General features: G+C 69.7%; 22 protein-coding genes. 9 read left to right on the forward strand and 13 right to left on the reverse strand.

Annotated elements, in window-relative coordinates:
• Positions 1-12: 12 nt before the first annotated feature.
• Together GCN81_RS29985 and GCN81_RS29990 are read right to left on the reverse strand one after the other, a co-directional pair.
• Positions 13-603: a TetR/AcrR family transcriptional regulator gene (locus tag GCN81_RS29985; RefSeq protein WP_156727686.1), complete on the reverse strand. Its 591-nt coding sequence runs from the start codon at positions 601-603 to the stop codon at positions 13-15.
• Positions 600-2,153 carry a 3-hydroxyacyl-CoA dehydrogenase gene (locus GCN81_RS29990; protein WP_156727687.1) on the reverse strand — a complete coding sequence of 518 codons (1,554 nt, stop codon included), beginning with the start codon at positions 2,151-2,153 and terminating at the stop codon, positions 600-602. Before GCN81_RS29990 ends, GCN81_RS29985 begins: the two co-directional genes overlap by 4 nt.
• Before the next feature lie 147 nt (positions 2,154-2,300).
• Here GCN81_RS29990 and paaN point away from each other — a divergent pair, with 147 nt between their 5' ends.
• Positions 2,301-4,007 (forward strand): phenylacetic acid degradation protein PaaN, encoded by a 1,707-nt coding sequence (gene paaN, locus GCN81_RS29995; protein ID WP_156727688.1) that lies wholly within the window; start codon positions 2,301-2,303, stop codon positions 4,005-4,007.
• A gap of 61 nt (positions 4,008-4,068) precedes the next feature.
• Here the strand turns inward: paaN and GCN81_RS30000 are convergent, their stop codons facing one another.
• From GCN81_RS30000 to GCN81_RS30010, 3 genes are read right to left on the reverse strand one after another with little or no spacing between them, the layout of a single operon-like run.
• Entirely contained in the window at positions 4,069-4,875 is an 807-nt protein-coding gene (locus GCN81_RS30000) for a TrmH family RNA methyltransferase (RefSeq protein ID WP_156727689.1), read from the reverse strand.
• Complete coding sequence (locus GCN81_RS30005) at positions 4,872-6,110, reverse strand: HTTM domain-containing protein (RefSeq protein WP_156727690.1); 1,239 nt, start codon at positions 6,108-6,110, stop codon at positions 4,872-4,874. The genes GCN81_RS30000 and GCN81_RS30005 overlap by 4 nt, the downstream gene beginning before the upstream one ends.
• Positions 6,107-6,838 (reverse strand): DUF5819 family protein, encoded by a 732-nt coding sequence (locus GCN81_RS30010; RefSeq protein WP_156727691.1) that lies wholly within the window; start codon positions 6,836-6,838, stop codon positions 6,107-6,109. Before GCN81_RS30010 ends, GCN81_RS30005 begins: the two co-directional genes overlap by 4 nt.
• Positions 6,839-7,034: 196 nt before the next feature.
• Here GCN81_RS30010 and paaA point away from each other — a divergent pair, with 196 nt between their 5' ends.
• The 6 genes from paaA to GCN81_RS30040 all read left to right on the forward strand — a co-directional run bounded on the left by paaA (position 7,035) and on the right by GCN81_RS30040 (position 11,862).
• On the forward strand, positions 7,035-8,018 hold the full coding sequence (paaA, locus tag GCN81_RS30015; RefSeq protein ID WP_156727692.1) for a 1,2-phenylacetyl-CoA epoxidase subunit PaaA: 984 nt from the start codon (positions 7,035-7,037) through the stop codon (positions 8,016-8,018).
• Positions 8,015-8,305: a 1,2-phenylacetyl-CoA epoxidase subunit PaaB gene (gene paaB, locus GCN81_RS30020; protein ID WP_156727693.1), complete on the forward strand. Its 291-nt coding sequence runs from the start codon at positions 8,015-8,017 to the stop codon at positions 8,303-8,305. Before paaA ends, paaB begins: the two co-directional genes overlap by 4 nt.
• Entirely contained in the window at positions 8,302-9,027 is a 726-nt protein-coding gene (gene paaC, locus GCN81_RS30025; RefSeq protein ID WP_156727694.1) for a 1,2-phenylacetyl-CoA epoxidase subunit PaaC, read from the forward strand. Before paaB ends, paaC begins: the two co-directional genes overlap by 4 nt.
• Complete coding sequence (paaD, locus tag GCN81_RS30030; RefSeq protein WP_156727695.1) at positions 9,021-9,542, forward strand: 1,2-phenylacetyl-CoA epoxidase subunit PaaD; 522 nt, start codon at positions 9,021-9,023, stop codon at positions 9,540-9,542. The genes paaC and paaD overlap by 7 nt, the downstream gene beginning before the upstream one ends.
• Positions 9,542-10,639 (forward strand): 1,2-phenylacetyl-CoA epoxidase subunit PaaE, encoded by a 1,098-nt coding sequence (paaE, locus tag GCN81_RS30035; RefSeq protein ID WP_156727696.1) that lies wholly within the window; start codon positions 9,542-9,544, stop codon positions 10,637-10,639. The genes paaD and paaE overlap by 1 nt, the downstream gene beginning before the upstream one ends.
• 89 nt (positions 10,640-10,728) lie before the next feature.
• Complete coding sequence (locus GCN81_RS30040; RefSeq protein ID WP_156727697.1) at positions 10,729-11,862, forward strand: acyl-CoA dehydrogenase family protein; 1,134 nt, start codon at positions 10,729-10,731, stop codon at positions 11,860-11,862.
• 32 nt (positions 11,863-11,894) lie between these two features.
• On the opposite strand, the gene GCN81_RS30045 is transcribed toward GCN81_RS30040, so the two are convergent.
• A complete protein-coding gene (locus GCN81_RS30045) occupies positions 11,895-12,245 on the reverse strand; it encodes a rhodanese-like domain-containing protein (RefSeq protein WP_197287843.1) in 351 nt (116 codons plus the stop codon).
• Positions 12,246-12,254: 9 nt separating this feature from the next.
• Positions 12,255-13,148, reverse strand: a complete 894-nt coding sequence (locus tag GCN81_RS30050; protein WP_156727698.1) for a hypothetical protein — start codon at positions 13,146-13,148, stop codon at positions 12,255-12,257.
• A gap of 235 nt (positions 13,149-13,383) precedes the next feature.
• On the opposite strand from GCN81_RS30050, the gene GCN81_RS30055 reads away from it, so the two are divergent.
• Together GCN81_RS30055 and GCN81_RS30060 are read left to right on the forward strand one after the other, a co-directional pair.
• Positions 13,384-15,153: a histidinol-phosphate aminotransferase family protein gene (locus tag GCN81_RS30055; RefSeq protein WP_156727699.1), complete on the forward strand. Its 1,770-nt coding sequence runs from the start codon at positions 13,384-13,386 to the stop codon at positions 15,151-15,153.
• Positions 15,150-15,953 (forward strand): phosphatidate cytidylyltransferase, encoded by an 804-nt coding sequence (locus tag GCN81_RS30060; RefSeq protein WP_197287844.1) that lies wholly within the window; start codon positions 15,150-15,152, stop codon positions 15,951-15,953. The genes GCN81_RS30055 and GCN81_RS30060 overlap by 4 nt, the downstream gene beginning before the upstream one ends.
• A 199-nt stretch (positions 15,954-16,152) precedes the next feature.
• Here GCN81_RS30060 and GCN81_RS30065 read toward each other — a convergent pair whose 3' ends face one another.
• From GCN81_RS30065 to GCN81_RS30090, 6 genes are read right to left on the reverse strand one after another with little or no spacing between them, the layout of a single operon-like run.
• On the reverse strand, positions 16,153-17,589 hold the full coding sequence (locus GCN81_RS30065) for an MFS transporter (protein ID WP_156727700.1): 1,437 nt from the start codon (positions 17,587-17,589) through the stop codon (positions 16,153-16,155).
• Positions 17,579-18,799: an AMP-binding protein gene (locus GCN81_RS30070; RefSeq protein WP_156727701.1), complete on the reverse strand. Its 1,221-nt coding sequence runs from the start codon at positions 18,797-18,799 to the stop codon at positions 17,579-17,581. The genes GCN81_RS30065 and GCN81_RS30070 overlap by 11 nt, the downstream gene beginning before the upstream one ends.
• Positions 18,796-19,827: an ATP-grasp domain-containing protein gene (locus GCN81_RS30075; RefSeq protein ID WP_156727702.1), complete on the reverse strand. Its 1,032-nt coding sequence runs from the start codon at positions 19,825-19,827 to the stop codon at positions 18,796-18,798. Before GCN81_RS30075 ends, GCN81_RS30070 begins: the two co-directional genes overlap by 4 nt.
• Positions 19,828-19,857: 30 nt before the next feature.
• Complete coding sequence (locus GCN81_RS30080; protein WP_156727703.1) at positions 19,858-20,667, reverse strand: alpha/beta fold hydrolase; 810 nt, start codon at positions 20,665-20,667, stop codon at positions 19,858-19,860.
• The gene (locus GCN81_RS30085; protein ID WP_156727704.1) at positions 20,664-22,157 is read right to left on the reverse strand and encodes a class I adenylate-forming enzyme family protein; all 1,494 of its coding nucleotides are present in this window, start codon (positions 22,155-22,157) and stop codon (positions 20,664-20,666) included. The genes GCN81_RS30080 and GCN81_RS30085 overlap by 4 nt, the downstream gene beginning before the upstream one ends.
• Positions 22,154-22,819: a class I SAM-dependent methyltransferase gene (locus tag GCN81_RS30090; protein WP_197287846.1), complete on the reverse strand. Its 666-nt coding sequence runs from the start codon at positions 22,817-22,819 to the stop codon at positions 22,154-22,156. The genes GCN81_RS30085 and GCN81_RS30090 overlap by 4 nt, the downstream gene beginning before the upstream one ends.
• Between the last annotated feature and the right edge of the window lie 58 nt (positions 22,820-22,877).

The following is a 22,877-nucleotide window of genomic DNA, read 5'->3' on the forward strand; positions in this document are numbered from 1 at the left end:
GGCCCGCCCGGCTCAGGAAGCCGTACGCAGCCCGCCGAAGGCCAACTGGACCACGGCGTCGGCCACTTCCCCGCCATCGGCACCCTGGTGCTCAGGGCGGTACCACTCCGCGATCGAGTTGACCATGCCGAAAAGCAGCCTGGTGGCCAGCCTGACCTCGATGTCCGAACGCAGGTCGCCCTCCACGACGGCGGCCTTGAACAGCTCGGCGACCTGGTGGTCGAACTCCCGGCGCCGCTCCATGGCCCACTGCTCGGTGGCGGTGTTACCCCGTACCCGCAGCAGCAGCGTGACGTACGGGAGCTCGTCCGTCAGCACCTCGACCATGCGCCGCGTGACGTACTCAAGCCGGTCCACGGCACGCCCTACGCGCGCGTGGTTCTCGTCGAGGATGCCGAACAACCCGTCGAGCGCGCGGCTCACCGCGCGGCGCAGCAGCTCCTCCTTGCCCGCGACATGGTGGTAGATCGACGACTTGGAGATACCGGCGGCCTTGGAGAGGTGCTCCATGGAGGTGCCGTCGTAGCCGCGCTCGTTGAAGATCGCCACGGCGACGGTGAGGAGCGTCTCGGGGGTGTAGGTATCACGCTTGGGGGTGGTCACGGCCGACTCGCCTTCTGTGTTTCGGAGCGGCGGATCAGCGCCTGGGAGGGTGCGTAGCGGGCGCTGGGGTACTCCAGGTGGAGGGCTTCGAGCAACGCGCGGACCCAGCTGGCCGAGAGGCTCTCGCCCCAGGCGATCGGCCCCACAGGGTAGTTCACGCCCAGCCGCATCGCCGTGTCGATGTCGTCGGCGCTCGCCACCCCACGGCTCACCGCGTCGGCGGCGAAGTCGACCAGCATGGCGGCGGTACGGGCCACGATCAGCCCCGGTACGTCCCTGACCACGCTGACCTTCTTGCCCAGCGCCTGGAACAGCCCCACCGCGGCGGCGAGGCCGTCGTGCGGAGCCAGGCCAGACGGGGCGAGGGCGATCCGCCCGGCCTCGCGGTAGTCGAGGGCCAGGTCGAAGTGGATCAGGCTCGGCCGGAGCGCGGAGGTCGCCGCGAGGCCCTCGGTGAGCTGGAGCCAGGTGCCGTCGGGCAGCTCCAGGTAGCCGGACCTGGCCGAGACGTGCGGCGTGGTCTCCCGGACCTCGATGCCCGCCTCACGGATCAGCTCCACCAGCGCGGCGGCCGGTCCCAGGTCGCCCGCGACGGCCACAGCGACGGGGGCTCGTTCCGGCGCGGCCGTGTGCGGCTCGGGGCGCTCGTCCCCGTCGCCGTACGCGTACCAGCCCTGCCCCGCCTTGCGTCCCAGCCGCCCCGACTCCACCAGCCGCCGCTGCGCCAGCGACGGGGTGAACTTGGGGTCCTGGAAGAAGGACTCCCACACCGAGCGGGTGACGGCTTCGTTCACGTCCTGGCCGATCAGGTCGGTCAGCTCGAAGGGGCCCATCCGGAAGCCGCCGCACTCACGCAGCACGGCGTCGATGGTGGCGGGGTCCGCGGCCCGCTCCTCGTACACCCGCAGCGCCTCGGCGTAGAAGGGGCGGGCGATGCGGTTGACGATGAAGCCGGGGGTGTCGGCGCAGCGCACCGGGGTCTTGCCCCAGGCTCGCGCCGTGTCGTACGCGCGCGTGGCGGCGGATTCGTCCGTGGCGAAGCCGCTGACGACCTCGACCAGCGGGAGCAGTGGCGCGGGATTGAAGAAGTGCAGCCCGACGAAGCGGCCGGGCACCCTGAGGGCTCCGCCGATCGCTGTGACGGACAGCGAGGAGGTGTTGGTGGCCAGCAGGCACGCGTCGGACACAACGTCTTCGAGTTCGCGGAAGAGCCGCTGCTTGACGTCGAGTTGTTCCAGGACCGCCTCGATGACGAGGTCTGAACCGGCGAGATCGGCGAGGGTTTCGGCGGGGGCGAGGCGGGCCGTCGCGGCCTCGCGGTCACCGGCGCTGAGCCTGCCCTTCTCGACGAGTCGGTCGAGGCGGGCGGTGATCGCGTCAGCGGCCGTTTTCGCGCGGCCGGGCGCGGTGTCGTAGAGCCGCACGGGGTGACCGGCGACCAGCGCGACCTGGGCGATGCCCTGGCCCATCGTGCCCGTGCCCACCACGGCGACAGGGCTGCTGCGATCGATGGCGCGATCGGTGGCCTGATCGGTGGCGGTCGCTGTCATGGTCACGATCCTCCCGCATGAGTTATCCACAGGTTCGCCCGGCCCCCTTGTCCCGACCGATCGTTCGGTTACTCTAGCGGTGTCCTCCTGTTCCTGCCCAGCTCGCCGACTCAGCGAGGAGTCGGCGCTACGAGGAGTTGGTCCTCCATGGCCGTCGAACTCACCGCGCAACAGCTGATCGAGAAGCACCGGCCCACTCTCGACCAGGCGCTCGAAACGATCCGCACCCGCGCGTACTGGTCCCCGCACCCCGAGCACCCGAAGGCCTACGGCGAGAACGGCAGCCTGAGCGCGGCGGACGGCAAGGCCGCCTTCGACGCCCTGCTCGGCACCCGCTTCGACCTGGACCAGCCGGGCACAGACGGCTGGACAGGCAGCGAAGTATCGCCGTACGGCATCGAGTTGGGCGTCCAGTACCCGCACGCGGACATCGACACCCTGCTGCCCGCCATGCGAGCGGCGATGCCCGCCTGGCGCGACGCGGGCGCGGAAGTGCGCGCGGTGACGTGTCTGGAGATCCTCGCGCGGATCAGCGCGCGCACCCACGAGTTCGCGCACACCGTCATGCACACCAGCGGCCAGGCCTTCATGATGGCCTTCCAGGCCGGCGGCCCGCACGCCCAGGACCGCGGCCTGGAAGCGGTGACGTACGCCTACGTCGAGCAGGTGCGCACCCCGGACGCGGCGGACTGGAGCAAGCCGCAGGGCAAGCGCGACCCGCTCACCCTCCGCAAGGAGTTCACCCCGGTCCCCCGCGGCATCGCCCTCCTGATCGGCTGCAACACCTTCCCGACGTGGAACGGCTACCCGGGCCTCTTCGCCTCCCTGGCCACGGGTAACCCGGTCCTGGTCAAGCCGCACCCGCGCGCCGTACTGCCGCTGGCGCTGACCGTCCAGGTCGCCCGCGAGGTGCTCGCCGAAGCGGGCTTCGATCCGAACCTGGTCGCGCTCGCCGCCGAGCAGCCCGGCGAGGGCATCGCCAAGACGCTGGCCGTACGCCCCGAGATCAAGGTCATCGACTACACGGGCTCCACCGCCTTCGGCGACTGGCTGGAGACCCACGCCCGCCAGGCGCAGGTCTACACGGAGAAGGCCGGTGTCAACACCGTCGTCATCGACTCCACCGACAACTACGACGGCATGCTGGCCAACCTCGCCTTCTCGCTCTCCCTCTACAGCGGCCAGATGTGCACCACCCCGCAGAACCTCCTGATCCCCCGGGACGGCATCACCACGGACGCCGGGCCCAAGACGTACGACGCGGTGGTCTCCGACCTCGCGGGCGCGGTCTCCGCACTCCTGGGCGACGACGCGCGGGCCAACGCCCTGCTCGGCGCCCTGGTCAACCCCGATGTGCGCGGCCGCCTCGACGCGGCTCCTGGATTCGGCGAGGTCGCCCTGCCCTCACGCACGGTCGCCAACGCGGAGTTCCCGGACGCCGTGGTGCGTACGCCGGTCATCGTCAAGCTGGACGGCGCACGCAAGTTCTGGGAGTCGGCCGACGCCGAAGCGGCCTATCTGAGCGAGTGCTTCGGCCCGGTGTCGTTCGCGGTGGCCGTCGACTCGGCCGCGGACGCGGTGGAACTGCTGCGGCGCACGGTGCGCGACAAGGGCGCGATGACGGTCGGCGCGTACACGACCTCCGAGGAGACCGAGCGCGCGGTGGAGGAGGTCTGCTTCGACGAGTGCGCCCAGCTCTCGCTGAACCTCACCGGCGGGGTGTACGTCAACCAGACGGCGGCCTTCTCCGACTTCCACGGCTCGGGCGGCAACCCCGCCGCGAACGCGGCGCTGTGCGACGGCGCGTTCGTGGCGAACCGCTTCCGGGTGGTGGAGGTACGCCGGGAGGCCTAGGGGACGGGCCCCTCAGGCCACAAGTCGGTCGTGGGTCGCGCCTTTGGCAGCGGGGCAGCTGTCAGAGGCGGGCCCCGGCCGACCAGTGGAAGAGGGTCATCCCTACGCTCGTCGCCAGGTTGTAGCTGGACACCTGCGGCCGCATCGGGAGGGAGACCAGTTCATCGGCACGGGCGCGCAGCTCGTCGGAGATCCCGCTGCGCTCCGAGCCGAACGCCAGCAGCGCGTCGTCCGGCAGGCGGCGGGTGCGGATGTCCTCGCCCTCCGGGTCCAGGGCGTACACCGGCCCGTCCGGCAGTTCGTCGACCGTCAGCCCCTCCACCGCCGTCGCGAAGTGCAGCCCGGCCGCTCCCCGTACGACGTTGGGGTGCCAGGGGTCCAGCGTGCCCGTGGTGATGACCCCGGTGGCGCCGAAGCCCGCCGCGAGGCGGATCACGGCGCCCGCGTTGCCGAGGTTGCGCGGGTTGTCGAGGACGACGACGGGCGCTGGGCGTGGCGTACGGGCCAGGGCGGCCAGGTTGGCGGCGCGCTCGGGGCGTACGGCCAGGGCGGCGACCCCGGTCGGGTGCACCCGCGGGAGCAGTTCGCGCAGGATCTCGCGGGGGATCTCGACGGCGAGCGCCGCCAGCCCTTCGCGGACATCGGGAGCCAGCTGGGCGGCCAGGTCCAGGGCGGCCGCCTTGTCGCTGGTGACGACGAGCGGGATACGGGCGCCGAAGCGCAGGGCGTGCTTGACGGCGTGGAAGCCGTCGAGCAGGACGCAGGCGGTGCTGAGCTCGCCCCAGCGCCGTACCGCGCCGTCCGCCGTCGCGGCCTGCCCCGCCGCGTCCGACGTCGTCGCGGTCTGCCCCGCCTCGTCCGAGGTCATGGCGTGAACCCTACGCGCGCGTGCTCGGCTGGCTCCGCCTGCTGCTCGGGCTGTTCGTCGCCGCCGCGCTGCCTCGGCAGCCGGGTGCGGGCGAGCAACCGCTCGCGTACCCGCGAGAGCCGTTCGCCCGCCTTCTTCAGGAAGGAGGTCGGCAGGAAGACGGCGTCGGCGGCGATCATCGCGAGGGAGAAGAACGGCAGCCCCAGCACGACGGCGATCACCGCGTGCTCCATCATCATCACCGCTAGGAGCACGTTCTTGACCCGGCGGTTGAAGAGGGTGAAGGGGAAGGCGACCTGGGTGATGACCGTGATGTAGGTGACCAGGAGCAGCAGCGTGCCATTGGCCACGAGCAGCTCGGAGAGGAACGGCCAGGGGGAGAAGTAGTCGAGGTGGAGCGGATAGTAGACCGCGGTGCCGTCCTGCCAGCGGCTGCCCTGGATCTTGTACCAGCCCGCGGTCGCGTAGATCAGACAGGCCTCAGCCATGATCACGAACAGCGCGCCGTTGTGGACGAGGTTGGCGATGACGTCGAGCAGGATGCGCAGCTGACCGTGCGGCCGATAGCGGCAGACCGCCCACCACAGGCCCTGCGCGATCCACAGGCCCCAGAAGAGCAGGGCCATCCAGAGCTTCCCGCCCAGCCGGTCGGTGACGGTGACCGCGAGGAGGATCACTCCGAGCACCGACCACAGGCTGGGGCCCACCCAGTCGCGTGGCGGCGCCTGCGGCCCGGCCTTGGTCGTCGTACGGCGGGCCGCCCGGCGGGCGTCCAGCGACCAGACCTGTCCGCAGCGCGTCAGCACCAGATAGATCGCCATGAGGTGGATGACGTTGTCGCCGCCGTCCCCCATGAACACGCTGCGGTTCTGCAGCGAGAGCACGCCGATCATGAACAGGACGGACATGGTCCTGGTCCGCCAGCCCAGCAGCAGCAGCGCGCTGGAAACGATCGCCAGGGCGTACACGGCCTCGAACCAGCCGCGGCTGTCGGACCACATGAGGGCCGTGAAGGCGTGGTTGTTCGCGATCAGTTGCTCGGCCATGTCCCAGCTCCACGGCCCCCTGGGCCCGTAGAGCTCATAGCGGTGCGGGATCTCGCGCAGCAGGAAGAACAGCCAGGTGGCGGCGAAGCCGATACGGACGATGGCGCTCTGGTACGGGCCGAGCGCGGCGCTGGTGACACGGGTGAGGCCGCGCGCGGCCGGGGCGCTGGCGTGGTCGAGGTGGCTCATCGGGCGCGTACCTCCAGGTCGCGGGAGGTGACCGGCCACCACTCAAGCTCGCGGTAGACGGGCTTGCGGTCGAACCTCTCGCCGCTCCAGGGCGGCGGCTGTACCCGGGTGGTCTTGGAGCGCACCTGGACCCGCTGGACGGTGCCTTCGGGCTCTTCGTCCGCCAGACGTAGCAGCACGATGCGGCGGATGTAGCGCTCGGAGAGTTCGCCGCGTAGGCCATTGGGGCGGTTCTCGTTGTCGTGCGAGCCGGTGTAGAAGTCCCACGCGCGGCGCAGTTCGTTCTGCTGGGTGTGGCTGGGCAGCAGATTGCTGTCGATCGCCTTGGCGTCCTGGGCGGAGAGGTCGTACCAGCCGGTCTGGCGGGTGGAGCCGTCGGTGGTACGGATCTGGGCGCGAGCCTGTACCGCGATGTTCTGTTGCAGCGGGTTGGGGGCGAACAGTTTCCAGTTCTGCTCGAACTCGGGGTAGATCCAGCTGTCGACCGCCTGGCCGTGCTGCTTGGTGACGGTGTTCGCGGGCGCGACGTGCAGGAAGACCATCGCGATGTGGACGCAGGCGAAGACGGCGACCAGGGCCAGTGCGAGGGCGGCCACGACTTGGTACGGGGCGCTGAGCGCGACGATGCCGGTGCGGGCGTCCGGACCGTCTGGAGCATCCGGAGCAGGGGCTGGCGGCCCCACCGGGCCGTCAAGCCCGGAGCACGCGTCCTTGTCGTACGAGTCCATTCCGCCCCGTTTCCGTTCCGCCTGCTGTTTCGCACCGGAACGGTACTCAGGCGCGGCCTTCTCGCACAGCGTCCGTGAGGTTATCCACAGGGTTGACAGCTTAAGGCCGCCGGACCCACCATTGAAATCCACGAACCGAACGATCGGTCGGTAGACCGTTTCGCTCGGCCACGATCTCGAACTCAGGGGGCCGTGCATGTCAACGGTGACTGCGGACCACGCGGCGGCGTTCGACGCCGCCGTGGCTGCCGATGAGCGCGTCGAACCGCGCGACTGGATGCCCGACGCCTATCGCGCGACGCTCGTGCGGCAGATAGCGCAGCACGCCCACTCCGAGATCATCGGCATGCAGCCAGAGGCGAACTGGATCACCCGCGCGCCCTCGCTGCGCCGCAAGGCGATCCTGATGGCCAAGGTCCAGGACGAAGCGGGGCACGGGCTCTACCTGTACAGCGCCGCCGAAACGCTCGGCACCAGCCGGGACGAGCTGCTCGACAAGCTCCACAGCGGCCGCCAGAAGTATTCGTCGATCTTCAACTACCCGACGCTGACCTGGGCGGACGTCGGCGCGATCGGCTGGCTGGTGGACGGCGCCGCGATCACCAACCAAGTGCCGCTGTGCCGCTGCTCCTATGGCCCCTACGCCCGGGCCATGGTCCGGATCTGCAAGGAGGAGTCCTTCCACCAGCGCCAGGGGTACGAGGCGCTGCTCGCTCTGAGCCGTGGCACACCCGCCCAGCACGAGATGGCTCAGGACGCGGTGAACCGCTGGTGGTGGCCGTCCCTGATGATGTTCGGCCCGCCGGACGACGAGTCCTCGCACTCCGAGCAGTCCATGGCCTGGAAGATCAAGCGCCACTCGAACGACGAACTGCGCCAGCGCTTCGTGGATATCTGCGTCCCCCAGGCCGAGTCGCTCGGCCTCACGCTCCCCGACGCCGACCTGGTGTGGAACGACGAGCGGGGCCACTACGACTTCGGCCCGATCGACTGGACCGAGTTCTGGGCCGTCCTGAAGGGCAACGGCCCCTGCAACGACCAGCGGATCACCCAGCGCAGGCAGGCCCACGACGAAGGCGCCTGGGTACGGGACGCGGCAGCCGCGTACGCCGCGAAGCACACCCCGCAGGCACAGCAAGCACAGCGGGCACAGCAGGTAAGGGAAGAGGCGACGGCATGAGCAGCTCGACCGAGTGGCCCCTGTGGGAGGTGTTCGTACGCTCGCGCCGCGGGCTCTCGCACACCCACGCCGGGAGCCTGCACGCACCGGACGCGGAGCTGGCCCTGCGCAACGCCCGTGACCTCTACACGCGGCGCGGCGAAGGCGTCTCCATCTGGGTGGTGCCGTCCACCTCGATCACCGCCTCCTCACCGGACGAGAAGGACCCGTTCTTCGAGCCCGCCGCCGACAAGCCGTACCGCCATCCGACCTTCTACGAGATCCCGGAAGGGGTGAAGCACCTGTGACCCAGGCACCCACGGTGACTGCCCCCGCCGCGCTCTGCCTCGGCGACGACGCGCTGGTGCTCGCCCAGCGACTGGGCGAGTGGGCCGGGCACGCCCCGGTCCTGGAGGAAGACGTCGCCCTGGCGAACATCGCCCTCGACCTGCTGGGCCAGGCGCGGGTGCTGCTGTCCCTCGTCGGTGACGAGGACGAGCTCGCCTACCTGCGCGAGGAGCGTGCCTTCCGCAATCTCCAACTGGTCGAGCAGCCGAACGGCGACTTCGCCCACACCATCGCCCGCCAGCTGTACTTCTCCACCTACCAGCGGCTGCTGTACCAGCAGTTGGCGAACTCCTCCGGGCCCTTCGCCCCGCTGGCAGCCAAGGCCGTCAAGGAAGTGACGTACCACCAGGACCACGCCGAGCAGTGGACGCTGCGCCTCGGGGACGGAACGGACGAGAGCCACGGCAGGGCGCAGCGTTCGCTGGACGCACTGTGGCGCTTCACCGGCGAGCTGTTCTGGCCAGTCGACGGCCTCGACATCGACTGGCAGGCACTGGAAGAGGGGTGGCGCGCATCGGTGACCGAGGTCATCGGGCGGGCGACCCTGACCGTGCCGGAAGGGCCACAGAGCGGAGCCTGGTCGGCTGGAGCGGGCCGTCAGGGGCTGCACACGGAGTCGTTCGGCCGGATGCTCGCCGAGATGCAGCATCTGCACCGCAGCCACCCGGGGGCGACATGGTGACCTCAGCCTCGCCCACGGCCCCACTCTCGCCCTCTCCCCTGGAGGAGCGGCTGAGGGTGCTGGCTGGCGCGGTGCCCGACCCCGAGCTGCCGGTGGTGTCCCTTGAGGAGCTGGGCGTGCTGCGCGGCGTGCGGGTGCTGGGCCCGAGCAGCGTGGAGGTCGAGCTGACCCCCACCTACACCGGCTGCCCCGCCGTCGAGACGATGTCCGCCGACATCGAGCGGGTGCTGCACCAGGACGGCATCGAGCGGGTCGCCGTGCGGACGGTGCTCTCGCCGCCCTGGACGACGGACGACATCTCACCCGAGGGCCGCCGCAAGCTGGCCGAGGCCGGGATCGCACCACCCCGCCCCCATGCCGCCCAAGGTCCGATACCCCTGACGCTGTCGGTGCGCTGCCCGCACTGCGGTTCCAACGACACCGAACTGCTGAGCCGCTTCTCGTCGACCGCCTGCAAGGCACTGCGTCGCTGCGTCAGCTGCCGTGAACCCTTCGACCACTTCAAGGAGTTGTGATGGCCGCCGGAACCCGGGCCCGCTTCCACTCGCTCCGGGTCACGGCCCTCGACCGGCTCACGGACGACTCCATCGCCCTGACCCTCGAGGTCCCCGCGGACCTGCGCGAGGAGTACCGCTACACGCCGGGCCAGCACCTCGCCGTACGCCGCACGGTCGACGGCGGCGAGATCCGGCGCACGTACTCGGTCTGCTCCCCCGCCCTGGCCCCTGAAGGGCCGAGCACGCTGCGGGTGGGAGTACGGGTCGTGGAGGGCGGCGAGTTCTCGACGTACGCCCACAAGGAGATCGCCGTCGGCGACGAGCTGGAGGTGATGACGCCCGCCGGACGATTCACCCTGGAGCCCCGGCCAGGACGCTACGCCGCGGTGGTCGGGGGCAGTGGCATCACGCCCGTGCTGTCGATCGTCTCGACGCTGCTGGCGCGGGAGCCCGACGCGAGTTTCTGCCTGATACGCAGCGACCGCACCACGGCGTCGACGATGTTCCTGGAGGAGGTGGCGGACCTCAAGGACCGCTACCCGGACCGGTTCCAGCTGGTGACGGTGCTCTCCCGGGAGGAGCAGCAGGCGGGCCTGCCATCCGGGCGCCTCGACGAGGGGCGGCTCACGGCGCTGCTGCCCGAGCTGTTGCCCGTCGCGGAGATATCCGGGTGGTTTCTGTGCGGGCCCTTCGGCCTGGTGCAGGGGGCCGAGCGGGCGCTGCGGGCGCTCGGGGTGCGGCGGGCCGTGATCCACGAGGAGATATTCCATGTGGACGACGGTGTCGCCCAGGCACCCACGGCTGGGGCCGGGGCTGCGGCTGCCGCTTCCGCCCCGGCGCACAGCACGGTGACCGCCACGCTGGACGGGCGCTCGGGCAGCTGGCCCGTGCAGGACGGCGAGTCGTTGCTGGAGACGGTGCTGCGCAACCGCTCCGACGCTCCGTACGCGTGCAAGGGCGGGGTGTGCGGGACCTGCCGGGCCTTCCTGGTCGACGGCGAGGTGCGGATGGACCGTAACTTCGCGCTGGAGCCTGAGGAGACCGACGCCGGTTATGTGCTGGCCTGCCAGTCCCATCCGACCACCGAGAGAGTGGAGCTCGACTTCGACCGCTGACGCCATTCCCTTCCCCTAGAACCTGTTCTATCTTGACGGTCCGTCAGGCGCGGACAGCGGTAACGGGCGTGGGAGCGGGAGGACGTGCAGTGGACTTCACCTTCACGGAGGAGCAACAGGCAGCCGTCGAGGCGGCCAAGGCGGTCTTCGCCCCGGTCGCGCCGGATGGCGTCCCCAGTCCGGCGCTCTCCCCGGGGGCCGTGGCCGAGGACTTCGACCGCGCGCTGTGGAAGCGGCTCGCCGAGGCGGACCTGCTGAGCCTGCTGCTGGGAAGCGAGTACGACGGGGCGGGGCTCGACGCCATCGCGCTGTGCCTGGTGCTGCGGGAGTCCGCGAGGGTCCTGGCCCGCGTTCCGCTGCTGGAGAGCAGCGCGGCCGCGTATGCCGTACAGACCTTCGGCGGCGAGGAGTTGAAGCGGCGCGTCCTGCCGGGCGCCGCCCGCGGCACGCTCGTGCTCACCGTCGCCGCGAACGGCCGCACCGGACACGACCCGGCCGAGCGCGCTGTCGCCGCGCGGCAGGACGGTCCGCAGTGGGTGCTGGACGGCGTCCAGACGGCCGTGCCCTGGGCCCCGAACGCCGATCTGGTGGTCGTCCCCGCGCACACCGCCGACGGCCGTACCGTCCTCGCCCTGGTCCCCACCGGGCAGGAAGGGCTGCGGATCGCGGAGCAGACCTCCACCAGCGGCGAGCGTCTCGGCGAGCTCCACCTCGCCGCCGTACGCCTTCCGGCCAGCGAGCTGATCGACGTGGACGGCGCCTGGGAGCGGCTGCACCAGTTGCTGGCCACCGGCACCTGCGCGCTCGCTCTCGGGCTCGGCGAGGCCGTGCTGGCCATGACGAGTGAGTACACGGGCAAGCGAGAGCAGTTCGGCTTCCCGATCGCCACCTTCCAGGCGGTGGCCGTGCAGGCCGCCGACCGCTATATCGACCTGCGGGCGATGGAGGTGACCCTCTGGCAGGCGGCCTGGCGGATCTCCACCGGCGCGGACGGCGCGCTGCCCGCCGCGGGGGACATCGCCGTGGCCAAGATCTGGGCGTCGGACGGCGTACGGCGCGTGGTGCAGACCGCTCAGCATCTGCACGGCGGCTTCGGCTCCGACGTCGACTACCCGCTACACCGCTACCACGCCTGGGCCAAGCAACTCGAGCTCTCACTCGGCCCGGCCGCGGCCCACGAGGAGGCACTCGGCGAGCTGCTCGGAGCCCACCCCCTCGCCTGACCCTCCCTGGGGCCGGTCAGGCCGGTCAGGCCCTAGACCACAGCGCCGGGCTGTCCCTTGTCATCCACGACCGGGCGGCCCGATGCCTCCCAGGCCTGCATACCGCCGTCGACGTTCACCGCGTCCACACCCTGCTGGAGGAGGTACTGCGCGACCTGCGCCGAGCGGCCGCCGACCCGGCACAGGACATAGACCTGGCCGCCGTCCTGCGGCGCCGCCTCGGTCAGCTCGCCGTACCGGGCCACGAACTCACTCATCGGAAGGTGCAGCGCCCCCGCGGCATGACCCGCCTGCCACTCGTCGTCTTCGCGTACGTCCAGCAGGAAGTCACCGTCCGACAGAGCGTCGACGCCGACCGTGGGCACTCCAGATCCAAAAGCCATACCCCGACGCTACCCGACGCCAGGCCCCGTCTCGGCGGCAAGCTCCGCCAGCTCCCGCTCACGCTCGGCGACCTGGGCGAGCAGCTGGTCGCCGATCTCCTCCAGGAACCGGTCCGGGTCGTCGGGCGCCATCCGCAGCATCGACCCGATCGCGCTCTCCTCCAGCTCCCGTGCGACCAGCGTGATCAGTTCCTTGCGCTTGGCCAGCCACTCCAGCCGGACGTACAGCTCCTCGGTCTTGCTCGGCCGCAGCTCATCGGGAACCGGCCCCGCGGCCCACTCCTCAGCCAGCTCGCGCAGCCGCACCTCGTCGCCCAGCGAGTAGGCGGCGTTGACCCGCACGATGAACGCGTCCCGCCGCTCCCGCTCCCGGTCGTCCTGCGCCAGGTCCGGGTGGGCCTTGCGCACCAGGTCACGGAAGAGCCGCCGCGCCTCGTCGCTGGGCCGCACCCGCTGCGGAGCACGTACCGGCCTGTCGGTCAGCATCGCCGCGGCCTCCGGCGACAGACCGTCCGAGTCCATCCAGTCCTGGAAGAGCTCGGCGACGTCCGGCATCGGCAGCACCCTGGCCCGCAGCTCCCGCGCCACCCGCAGGTCCTCCGCGTCACCGGTACGGGCCGCCCGGGCCTCCGCGATCTGCGCGTCCAGCTCCTCCAGGCGTGCGTACATCGGCCCGAGCCGCTGATGGTGCAGCCGGGAGAAGTTGTCCACCTCGACCCGGAAGGTCTCCATCGCGATCTCGTACTCGATCAGCGCCTGCTCAGCAGCCCGCACGGCCCGCTCCAGCCGCTCCTCGGGCCGCGGGGCCGCACCCTCACCAGCCCGCTCAGAGGCGGCGGCGGGGGCGTCAGCGTCGGCACGCGGCCCATCCGAGGCGGGTTCATCGGCTTGCGGAGTCGTCACCCACCCAGCCTAGGCCACCCCGCCGCCACCCCCACCGACCCCAGCCGCCCCCACCCTCCACACCCGCCGGACCGGGCAGCCGCAGAGCCGACACGGTCGCGGCCGTCGTCACGGAGCACTCGGGGAATCGCCGTGCCTGAGTACGTGTACTCAGGCCGCGTGCGTCGCTTGGCTCTGACGCGGACGTTGCCCGCGCCCGACGATGAGGCCTCTCCCGTAGTTCAGAGAGGTTCCCATGAGCCGTAACCTGCAGCTGCGCGCTGCTACCCCAGAGGATCTCGAGTGGATCCACGAACTGCGACACCGGGTATACGCACAGGAGTTGGGCCAGCACGCGCCCGTGCCCGCAGGTCAGCTCCGCGACGGCCTGGACGGCGACAACGTCTATCTGGTCGCGGCGCGTGGCGCGCTCCGTATCGGGTTCGTCAGTGTGACACCGCCATGGCTGGGGCGGTACGCGCTGGACAAGTACCTGACCCGTGACGCGCTGCCGCTGCTGGACGAGGGCGATGTGTTCGAGGTGCGCATCCTCACCGTCGAGCCACGCTGGCGGTCCACCGCGGTGGCATCGCTCCTGATGTACGCGGCGCTGCGCTGGATCGCCGCCCGAGGCGGTCGCCAGGTGGTGGCGATGGGGCGCAGCGACCTGCTCGACATGTACGTGGCCGTCGGCCTGCGCCCGGTCGGCCGTACGGTCCACAGCGGCGCCGTGACGTTCGAGGTGCTGACGGGCAGCGTGGCCGAGCTGGCGAAGGTCACGACGGGCCGGTACGGCGCCCTGCTGGAGCGTCTACGGTCCGAGGTGGACTGGCGGCTGGACATGCCGTTCGCGCCCCGGCCGGACGGCTGCGAACACGGCGGCGCCTCGTTCACCGCCATCGGTACGGACTTCCGTAGCCTGCACCGCCGCCACCAGGTAGTCGCCGCCGATGTGCTGGACGCCTGGTTCGCACCGGCTCCCGGGGTGCGGGCGGCGCTCGCCGACGATCCGGCCTGGGCCGCCCGGACCTCGCCGCCCGCCGACGCCGGGGGCCTGCTGGCGGAAATCGCCACGGCCCGAGGGCTCTCCGCGGACACCCTCGCGGTGGGTGCCGGTTCATCCGACTTGATCTTCAGGGCATTTGGCCAGTGGCTGACCCCGCAGAGCAGGGTGCTGCTGATGGACCCGGGCTACGGCGAGTACGCCCATGTCACCGAGCGGGTGATCGGATGCCGGGTGGACCGGTTCCGGTTGCGGAGTGAGGACGACTGGCGGATCGATCCGGCCCGGCTGGCCGCCACCGTCAGCGCGGGCGACTACGACCTCGTCGTAGTCGTCAACCCGAACAATCCGACCGGACGCCACGCACCAGCCGCGGAGTTGCGCTCGGTGATCGCCGACGCACCGGCCCGGACCCGCTGGTGGATCGACGAGGCGTACCTGGGCTATGTCGACCTGGCCGAGTCCCTCGCCGATCTCGCCGCGACGGACCCGCGGGTCGTGGTGTGCAGCTCACTGTCCAAGATGTACGCGCTGTCCGGCGTGCGGGCCGCGTACCTGGTGGCCGAGCCGGACACCGCGGCGCGGCTGCGCCGTTGGACACCGCCCTGGCCCGTCAGCCTCCCCGCGCAGCTGGCCGCGGTGGCGGCCCTGCGCGACCCGGCGTACTACAGCGACTGCTGGCGTCGCACCCATGAGCTGCGCCGCCAGCTCGCCACCGACCTGGCCGGGGTCGACGATCGCGTGGTGGTCGAGGAAGGCGTGGCGAACTTCCTCAACCTGACGCTGCCGTCCGGCGGGCCGAGTGCCGCGCGACTGGTGGGCGAGTGCCGTCGGAGCGACGTATATCTGCGGGACCTGTCACCGTTGTCACCGCGGTACCAGGGGCGCACGGTGCGCGTCGCGGTCAAGGACACCACCGAGAACGCGCGCATCGTGACCGCGTACCGAGCCGCTCTGGACGTCCTGCTTCCCGCGCTTTCGGGGCTGCCCGCGCTTCCCGTCGCCGGGGGCTCCGCGCGGTGATCACCGTGGCTTCCCTGGCGCCCTACCTCGGTGGGGCGCTGGGCCTCGCGGGCATCGCGGTGGCGGCATCCCGGCGCCGTGAGCTGCTGACCCGGTGGTGCGCCTGGGCGGTCGGAGTGCCCCTGGTCACCGGGGCCTTCTGGCTGGGCCGCCCTGGTGCCGCCGCCCTCGCCCTCGTGGTCGCGGTGATCGCCGTACTGGAGTTCGGCAGGCTGATGTCACTGGGCTGGGCGGACCAGGGCGTACTGGCCTCAGCGGTGGCGGGCGTGGTGCTGGCCACCTGGCTGGCACCCGGCCAGGAACTCCGGGTGGCCGCGCTCGGGGCACTCGCGGTCGCCGCGGTGCCGCTCCTGTCCGGCGACACCGAACACGGCGGGCGCCGACTCGGCTCCGGCCTGCTCGGGCTGGCCTGGCTCGGCGTGCTGGCCGCGCTGGTGCCGCTCGGGGCGAGCGCGCTGGCCCTGTTCATGGCGGTCTCGGTCGCCGACATCGTGGCGTACTTCGCCGGTCCCCGGCTGGGCGGTCCTCGCCTGTCGCCCCTGTCACCGGCCAAACGCTGGAGCGGGACGCTGGCCGGGGCGGCGGCGGGCCTCGGCGTGCTCGCCGTACTGTCCGCGCTGACCTGGCCGATGGCGATCGCGGTGGCGGTCGGCGGGCCGGCCGGCGACCTCGTCGAATCCATGATCAAAAGAGGCGCCCAGGCAAAGGACACCGGCCACTGGCTCCCCGGCTCCGGCGGCCTCCTGGACCGGATCGACTCGCTACTCATCGCGCTGGCCGTCCTGCTCGTCCTGCGCTGACCGGCACGATCCCCGGCACCTGAGAGACACCTCACACCAGCCCCCAAGAACACCTAAGACACCCACACCAGCACAAAGCGAAACGGCCGCCATCGTGATCACGATGACGACCGTTTCGTCGTGGTGGCAGAGTCCTCGGCAGCAGAATCCGTCACTGCCAGTGGTCAGGTTCCCCGGACGGTGAAGGCCAGCTAGGCGCTCACTCCCGGGACTCCGCAGGAGTGTCACGAGGGGCCGCCAGGGGAAGATTCTTACGCGCAGCGAGACAGAGCGCGGCAGCGAGTGCGCCGGTCAGCGCGAATACGGCCATCAGCAGCCTGCTGGAATCCAGTACTGGCGCCCCGCTGACGCTTCCCAGCAGTCCCCCCACCACCGCCGCGCCGATCATGGCACCGACTTGCATGCTGGTAACCAGCACGCCGGAGGCGGCTCCAGCTGTCTCCGGCGTGACGCGGTACAGGGCCACCGCTGACAACGGGGTGAGCAGGAAGGCATTGCCCGCGCCGATAACGCACATAGCCACCACAAAATCCTGCCAGTGCGCGCTCTGCCGCATGCCATACAGCATCCAGAGCATTCCGGCCGTGGTCAAAGCGCCGCCGACGAGCAGCAGGTACCGCCCTTCCACCTTGTCACTGAGCTTCCCAGCCAACGGACTCAGTGCCATGGAGAACAACGAAGCAGGCATGAGAATGAGCCCGGTTCGCAAGGCACTGAACCCCAGGACTGTCTGGAAGTAGACGGACATGACCAGGACCAGGCCGATCATCGTGACCGAAGTGAGCACGGCATAGAAGTTCATGACGGTGTAGTTCCGGTCCCGGAAGATCCCGAACGGCACCAGCGGCTCACGCTCCTGCCAGCGCCACTGTTGTCCGACGAACACGACGGCGAGCAGAAAGGCCCCGCCCATGGTCCACCAGATCCAGGCATCCCACCCCGTGCTCTCTCCCTGGTTGAGGCTGACCGCCAAGGCCAGCAGCGCGCCGGAGGAGAGTGCGACGCCGAAAGGGTCCAGCCGACGCGACCGCTGCGTCGCGGCGGGGAGGGCCAGCCAGGCGAGGACCAGAATGGCTATGCCAAGGGGGAGGTTGAGGAAAAAGATCCACCTCCAGTCCGCCAGGGACACCAGCAGTCCGCCGACCACCGGTCCGGCCACTGCGGCGGCACCTCCGGCGCCGCCCCGGATGCCCAGGGCGGTGCCGCGCCGTTCTGCGGGGTAGGTCTCCACGAGCAGCGCCATGCTCTGCGGGATGATCAGCGCCGCGCCCAGCCCCTGCAGAGCTCGCGCGGTGATGAGTTGCTCCGGGTTCTGCGCGAGCCCCCCACCGAGACTGCACAGAGTGAACACAGCGACGCCGGTCAAGAAGACCCGCCGCTTTCCGTAGAGGTCACCGAGGCGCCCAGCCGTGATCAGCGTGACGGCCAGAGTGAAGATGTAGGCGCTCATCACCCAGACGGTCTGCTGGAACGAGGCGTTCAGGTCAGCCGTGATACTGGGCAGCGCCACCGGCAGGACTACCCCGTCCAGCTGCGCCTTGAAATACGCCAGGCACAACACGGTCAGGACCAGCCAGGGGCGCCCACGAACTGAGCTTTCTGACCGAACGGGGTCCTGGACCTGGTCAGTGCTCATGCCCGGCCTCCTTCCACACCATGGGGGGAACCTTGTTCGTCCGGGCCACCCGCTCCAGCCGCTCGACCCGGCGCACGGCCAGCAGCTCGGGATTCTGCTGGGCGACAAGTGCCAGGCTGTAGAACTGGCGGAGCAGGACCGCGCGGATGTGTTCGGGGGCGGCCTTTCCGATCAGCTGAACGGTGAGTTGGTCGACCACGTGCCGGGCGCCCGGCGTGCGGGTGAGTACCAGTTGGGCTTCGGTCACACCGGCCTCGGCCGTGACGGCTGCCAGCACTTCACTGATGCTCAGCAAAGTGCCGTGCAGCTTCACCGAGTCGTCCGCCCGCCCTTCGACCCGAAGGGCCCGGGGGCGTCCACACCGGCAGCTGGCGGGCGCAATCCGGTCGCCGAGGCGATAGCGGACCACGGGCACCGTCCAGCCGTCTCCCGCCCGGGTGAGAAGGGCGCCGTCGGAGTCGAGTTCCAGCACTTGGTCCTGCATGAGGTGCAGAGTCCGAAGATCGCAGGCCGGGGTGTTGGTGGCGATCACATACGTTTCCACCGAGCCGTAGTTGCCCCAGAACCCAGCACCGGGGAACGCCCTGCGTACGATCTCTTCCTTCGCGGGAGTCCAGGGCTCGGCCATCCAGATGACGGTGTCGACCGCCAACTCCTCGCCGGTGGCCAGCACTCCTGCGGCCAAGTCCGCGAGTCCCGTCGGTGTCCCGGCCAGGGCACTGACCTTCATCCGTCGAAACAGTTCGAGCCACGCGGCCACGTCCTGGGGCGGATAGGGACCCGCAGGCAGGACATGGCACTGGCTACGCTCGGCGAGGGCCTGCAGGTAGTAGTGGGAGGCCCACAACCGGCCGGGGGTGAAGAGGTTGAGTAGGGTCGCGCCGTGGCTCAGCGGTGCCCATTCCGTCAGCAGGCGTTCCAGCGCTTGGTGGTAGGGCACGTAGGTGGGTTTGGGGGAGCCCGTTGTGCCCCCACTCGCCATGATCACCGAACCGGTGTCCGCTGCGCGGGCCCTCGTCGCGGTGAAGAGGTAATCCGGGCCGGTCACCTGGAGCTCGGCAAGACTCAAGGCACCGCGGGGCACCGAGGGTCCCCCCAGTTGCTTGACTACCCGCGCTTGCTGGTAAATCGACTCCCAGGGGAGAGAACCGATGGTCCCTCCCGTCGACTCCTTTGGTTCTGCTCCTGTGAGGCTGCGAGAAGCGGTCATCGGCTCCCGGTCACCCCGTCCGACGCCGCACGCTGGGACAGGAACGCAGCATGCCCCCGGAGGTAGGAGCGGAAGCGTGCTTCCACGATCCGGTGTGCTGCCAGATCCTGTTCTGGTATGCCGTTGAAACCCACCGCACCGTCCATCTCGATTTCCGAGAGCCAGAACTGATCGCCGTCCTGGAGGAAGTCCACACACAGGTACGGTGCCGGTATCCGCTCACACACATAGCGCACCGTCTCCGCGAGTTGTTCGGGGAGACCGGTATAGCCGCGCTCACGCCGGCCTCCCACGGAGTCGGTGGTCATCAGGCAGTAGCCGTCCTTCTTCCCGGTCAGTGCGGTGTGCGGCTCTCCGTCCACCGTGTAGATCCGGTACTCGCTGACCCCTGGGACGTAGGGCTGGACCACGAGCGGTGTGTCGGATCCGCCCGCGAGGCCGATCACCCCGCGCAGGTCGTAGATGTTGTTGACAACGGAGATGCCCAGCCCCATGCCCCAGTTGGCGGGCTTGACGATCAGCGGGTAGTCGAGTTCGGCCAGCGCCTGGTCGTAGTGGCCCGTCATCGCCTCACGCCCGCTGCTGATGCGTACGGTCGGCAGAAGAGGCACCGGGCTGTCCTTCAAGTGCACCGCGGTGGCCGCCTTGTCACCTCCGATATAGGACAGGGCGGGTGGCACCGGCAGAAAGAATCCAAGGCGTTCGAGCAGCGTGAAGGTGAACAGCTGAGCGGCGACATCCACAGTCTGGTGGGGCAGCGAGTAGAGGGATGTCACGAAGAGAGTGTCCTCGGGGGTGACTCGCTCACCCTTGAGGAACACCTTCGGGTGCCGGGCGTCCACGGCGTCCACGGCGAGTTCCTCCGGCTTGTTCACCGTCATTGAGAGGCCCAGCTCGGCGGCGATCTTCTGGTACGGAGTCCAGACAGCGTTCTCCTCGTACTCGCGCTGCCATGGAGTTCGACGCTCCGGGTAAATCCAGGCAATGCGCTGCAGGGGCGTTGGGGAATCTTGGGCTTCCGCGTGCACGTGTGCTCTCCTGCTCTCCTCGGTGGGCGCTCAGAGCGCCACGTTGAGTGGATGGACGACGGTCGAGGCGAAATCGATGACCGTGCTGACGAACCGTTGCGGCTCCTCGATGAAGGGGAGGTGCCCGCTCTCCGCGAAGAGTTCGAAGCGGGATCCGGGCAACGCGCGTGCCAACCAGGACCCAACGTCTGTGGGGTACACCTGGCTTCGCGCTCCATGGATGATCAGCGAGGGGACCGTAACGGCGTCCGTCAGCCGCTGCCGCCAGTCCTGGCCCGCGGCGTCGGTCAGCAAGGCCGCCATCGCCGTGGGATCACACGTCAGGCTCTCGGCCACGAGGCGGTCCACCATGTGCGGGTCCGGTTCGGTGCCCGCGGCGAAGGAACTTCCCACCAGGGTCCCGGCAAAGGCGGCGGGGTCGGCCGTGATACTCCCGGCCAGATCGCCGATTCCCTCAGGGGCCAGGCCGCCGAATGCCGCATGGGGCCAGTTCTCGCCCAGAGTCAGCCGCGGCGTCTGCTCCACGGAGACAAGCGCGTTGATCCGTGCCGCCGAGTCCTGGGCCAGACACGCGTAGGCGACCGTGGCCCCCAGCGACCATCCCAGCAGCGTCACTTCCCGTAGAGATCTCTCGTCGCAGACGCGCAGCACCCGGCGGGCCGCCTCTTGGACAGTGGCCTCGCCGCCCGGGGCCGCACCATGGCCAGGCAGCTCAACGACCACCACCCGATGGCGCCGCGCCAGGCGCTGAGCGGCGTCGTCGAAGAAGGCAGCCGTTGCGCCAAGCCCCAGCACGACGACGATCGGGGGTCCTTCACCCTGGTCGTAGCAGGGGATCAACGGGGGCCTCCCACAGTGAGATACAGCTGTCGGAGCCGGGGTTTGTCCGTCTTGCCGACCGGCGTCCTGGGCAGCGAGTCAGCGAGGTGCACCGTGCCGCGAAGACCGTGTCTGGCCAGAACCTTTGCCACGACTTCACGTGCCTGCGCCCCGGAGGACCCCTGAGACGGGACCGCCACCACGCTCACCGCAGCGCCATAGCCGCCAGGCGTCATCGGCAGCGAAGCCACTTCGGCGACGGTCCCGTCCGCCGTGATTTCCTCGTCCAGCACCGGCGCGAGAAGGGGGCCGTCGAGGGAGCGGAGCGCCTCGGTCACCCGCCCCAGGATGCGGTAGGCACCGCCCGGCAGGCGCTCTGCGGCGTCCCCCGTCCAGAACTCCGGGTGACGGAACGTCTTCTCGTGTGCCACCTGGTCGAACAGGTACCCCTCACTGGTGCAGTCGGATCGCAGGACGAGTTCGCCGATCACCGAAGTCCCATGCACATCGGTGCCGTCGGACAGTGCGACGAGGCGGGTACTCACCCCTTCGACCGGGACCATCGACCCCTCGGGGCCATGGGGTTCGTTGATCGCTCCCATGGCGAGGCCGAACTCGGTGGACCCGTAGATCTGCCGGATCCCTATCCCGAGGATCCGTTCAGCATCGCGTATGAGGAGAGGGCTGAGATAGGCGCCTCCGCACAGCGGCAGCCTGAGTCTGGACAGGTCTACCGTCGTGCTGTTCACGGGTATGGGGCGCTGCCGCGCACGCACCAGATCCTCGTAGTGACTGGGGAGAGCACTCATCACGGTGACCCGGTACTCGGTCAGCTGCTGCAGGAGCTGCTCCGCGTCGGCGTCGGCACCGGGATCCGCGAGAACAAGCTCTCCGCCAGACAGCAGAGCCGCGAACATATGCAGGTCTGTGGCATGCGCAACGTCGAGCGGGTGACGGCAGAAGAAGACATCTCCGCGGGAGATTCCGGAGTCGGCCAACCAGCGCAGCCGCTCTGTCAGGAACTTGTCCTGCCGCCAGGCCACCGCCTTGGGGAATCCCGTGGACCCGGACGTCCACAGCATACGGAACACGCCGGCGTGAACGGTGTCTCCTGCCCTGTTCCGCCGCGTGCCAGAACGAGCCAGGGCACTGACGTGCACCGTGGTCAGGGATTCCAGGGCAAGTTCACGGCTGCCGTCAGTCACGACGAGTACCGGTTCCGTCCGCTCCAACGCCCTGCTGACGTCGTCGGCGCTGAAGTTCGAGAGCAGCGGGACATACCGCGCCCCGACCTCCGCCACGGCCAGAATGCAGGCCACGTACTCGACGCTGTTACGCAGGGCAAAGGCCACGGTCTGCCCAGCCTGGACACCGTGCTCGGTCAGACCGGCGGCCATGGTGTCGACCAAGTCGAGTAGTTGCGCGTAGCTGGCCGCGACGCCATCGACGGTACGCACGGCGCAGTCGCTGGACCGGTGTTGCCGCACCGCCTCTACCAGCACGGACGTCATGAGCGTCGCCAGGCCGCGTAGCAGGCGAAGCGCCAGTCCTTGACCAGGCAGTCGACCACGGCGAAGCCTGCCTCCCGCAGCCAGGTGAGCTGCGAATCAAGGTCAGCGCAGATGTCGTGCTTCATCCGTTCACGACCCGCCGCCCATTCCTCCGGCGGGGTCTGTGAGTTCTGCACGTGGTCCTCGTGCCGCTGGTCGTACATGACCTCGACTGCCGCGTCCGGCCCCCGGATCTGCTCCACGTTCACGAAGACACCGCCGTCCTCCAGGGCATCGTGGACACGGCGGAACAGGTCGCGCTTGCCCTCATGTGGCAGATGGTGAATCGCGAGCCCTGACATGATGGCGTCAAACGGTTGCGACGGGATCGGTGACTCAAGATCAGCTATCTGAAATCCTACCGACTCATCACCGGAAAACCGCTCGCGTGCCCTTTCCAGCATACGCTCCGAGCCGTCCGTCAAGAGAAGTTCGGCCTTGGGGAGAACATTCCGGACGGCAGCCGAAAGCAACCCCGTCCCAGCTGCGAGGTCAAGAATCCTTCCCTCCTCGGGAACCGACATCCTGAGGGCAGCCGCAGCACTCTCGTACAGCAGGTCAAAGGAGGGGATGAGCTGACGTCTGAGGCCGTCGTATCTCTGTGGATCCCATATTTCCAGCACCAATTCAACCATCCTTGATTCGAGGCCAACCGGCCTAGTTGATTCAGCTGAGTCCAAA

This window comes from Streptomyces apocyni (genome assembly GCF_009739465.1).
GTDB lineage: Bacteria > Actinomycetota > Actinomycetes > Streptomycetales > Streptomycetaceae > Streptomyces > Streptomyces apocyni.

What these genes read in the sequence shown, in the direction of transcription:
- GCN81_RS30010 (WP_156727691.1), bottom strand. Translation starts at nt 6,838, where the DNA reads ATGGACTCGTACGACAAGGACGCGTGCTCCGGGCTTGACGGCCCGGTG.
- paaN (WP_156727688.1), top strand. Translation starts at nt 2,301, where the DNA reads ATGGCCGTCGAACTCACCGCGCAACAGCTGATCGAGAAGCACCGGCCC.
- paaA (WP_156727692.1), top strand. Translation starts at nt 7,035, where the DNA reads ATGTCAACGGTGACTGCGGACCACGCGGCGGCGTTCGACGCCGCCGTG.
- GCN81_RS30045 (WP_197287843.1), bottom strand. Translation starts at nt 12,245, where the DNA reads ATGGCTTTTGGATCTGGAGTGCCCACGGTCGGCGTCGACGCTCTGTCG.
- GCN81_RS30000 (WP_156727689.1), bottom strand. Translation starts at nt 4,875, where the DNA reads ATGACCTCGGACGAGGCGGGGCAGACCGCGACGACGTCGGACGCGGCG.
- GCN81_RS30065 (WP_156727700.1), bottom strand. Translation starts at nt 17,589, where the DNA reads ATGAGCACTGACCAGGTCCAGGACCCCGTTCGGTCAGAAAGCTCAGTT.
- paaD (WP_156727695.1), top strand. Translation starts at nt 9,021, where the DNA reads ATGGTGACCTCAGCCTCGCCCACGGCCCCACTCTCGCCCTCTCCCCTG.
- paaE (WP_156727696.1), top strand. Translation starts at nt 9,542, where the DNA reads ATGGCCGCCGGAACCCGGGCCCGCTTCCACTCGCTCCGGGTCACGGCC.
- GCN81_RS30085 (WP_156727704.1), bottom strand. Translation starts at nt 22,157, where the DNA reads ATGACGTCCGTGCTGGTAGAGGCGGTGCGGCAACACCGGTCCAGCGAC.
- GCN81_RS29990 (WP_156727687.1), bottom strand. Translation starts at nt 2,153, where the DNA reads ATGACAGCGACCGCCACCGATCAGGCCACCGATCGCGCCATCGATCGC.
- GCN81_RS30055 (WP_156727699.1), top strand. Translation starts at nt 13,384, where the DNA reads ATGAGCCGTAACCTGCAGCTGCGCGCTGCTACCCCAGAGGATCTCGAG.
- GCN81_RS30070 (WP_156727701.1), bottom strand. Translation starts at nt 18,799, where the DNA reads ATGACCGCTTCTCGCAGCCTCACAGGAGCAGAACCAAAGGAGTCGACG.
- paaB (WP_156727693.1), top strand. Translation starts at nt 8,015, where the DNA reads ATGAGCAGCTCGACCGAGTGGCCCCTGTGGGAGGTGTTCGTACGCTCG.
- GCN81_RS30005 (WP_156727690.1), bottom strand. Translation starts at nt 6,110, where the DNA reads ATGAGCCACCTCGACCACGCCAGCGCCCCGGCCGCGCGCGGCCTCACC.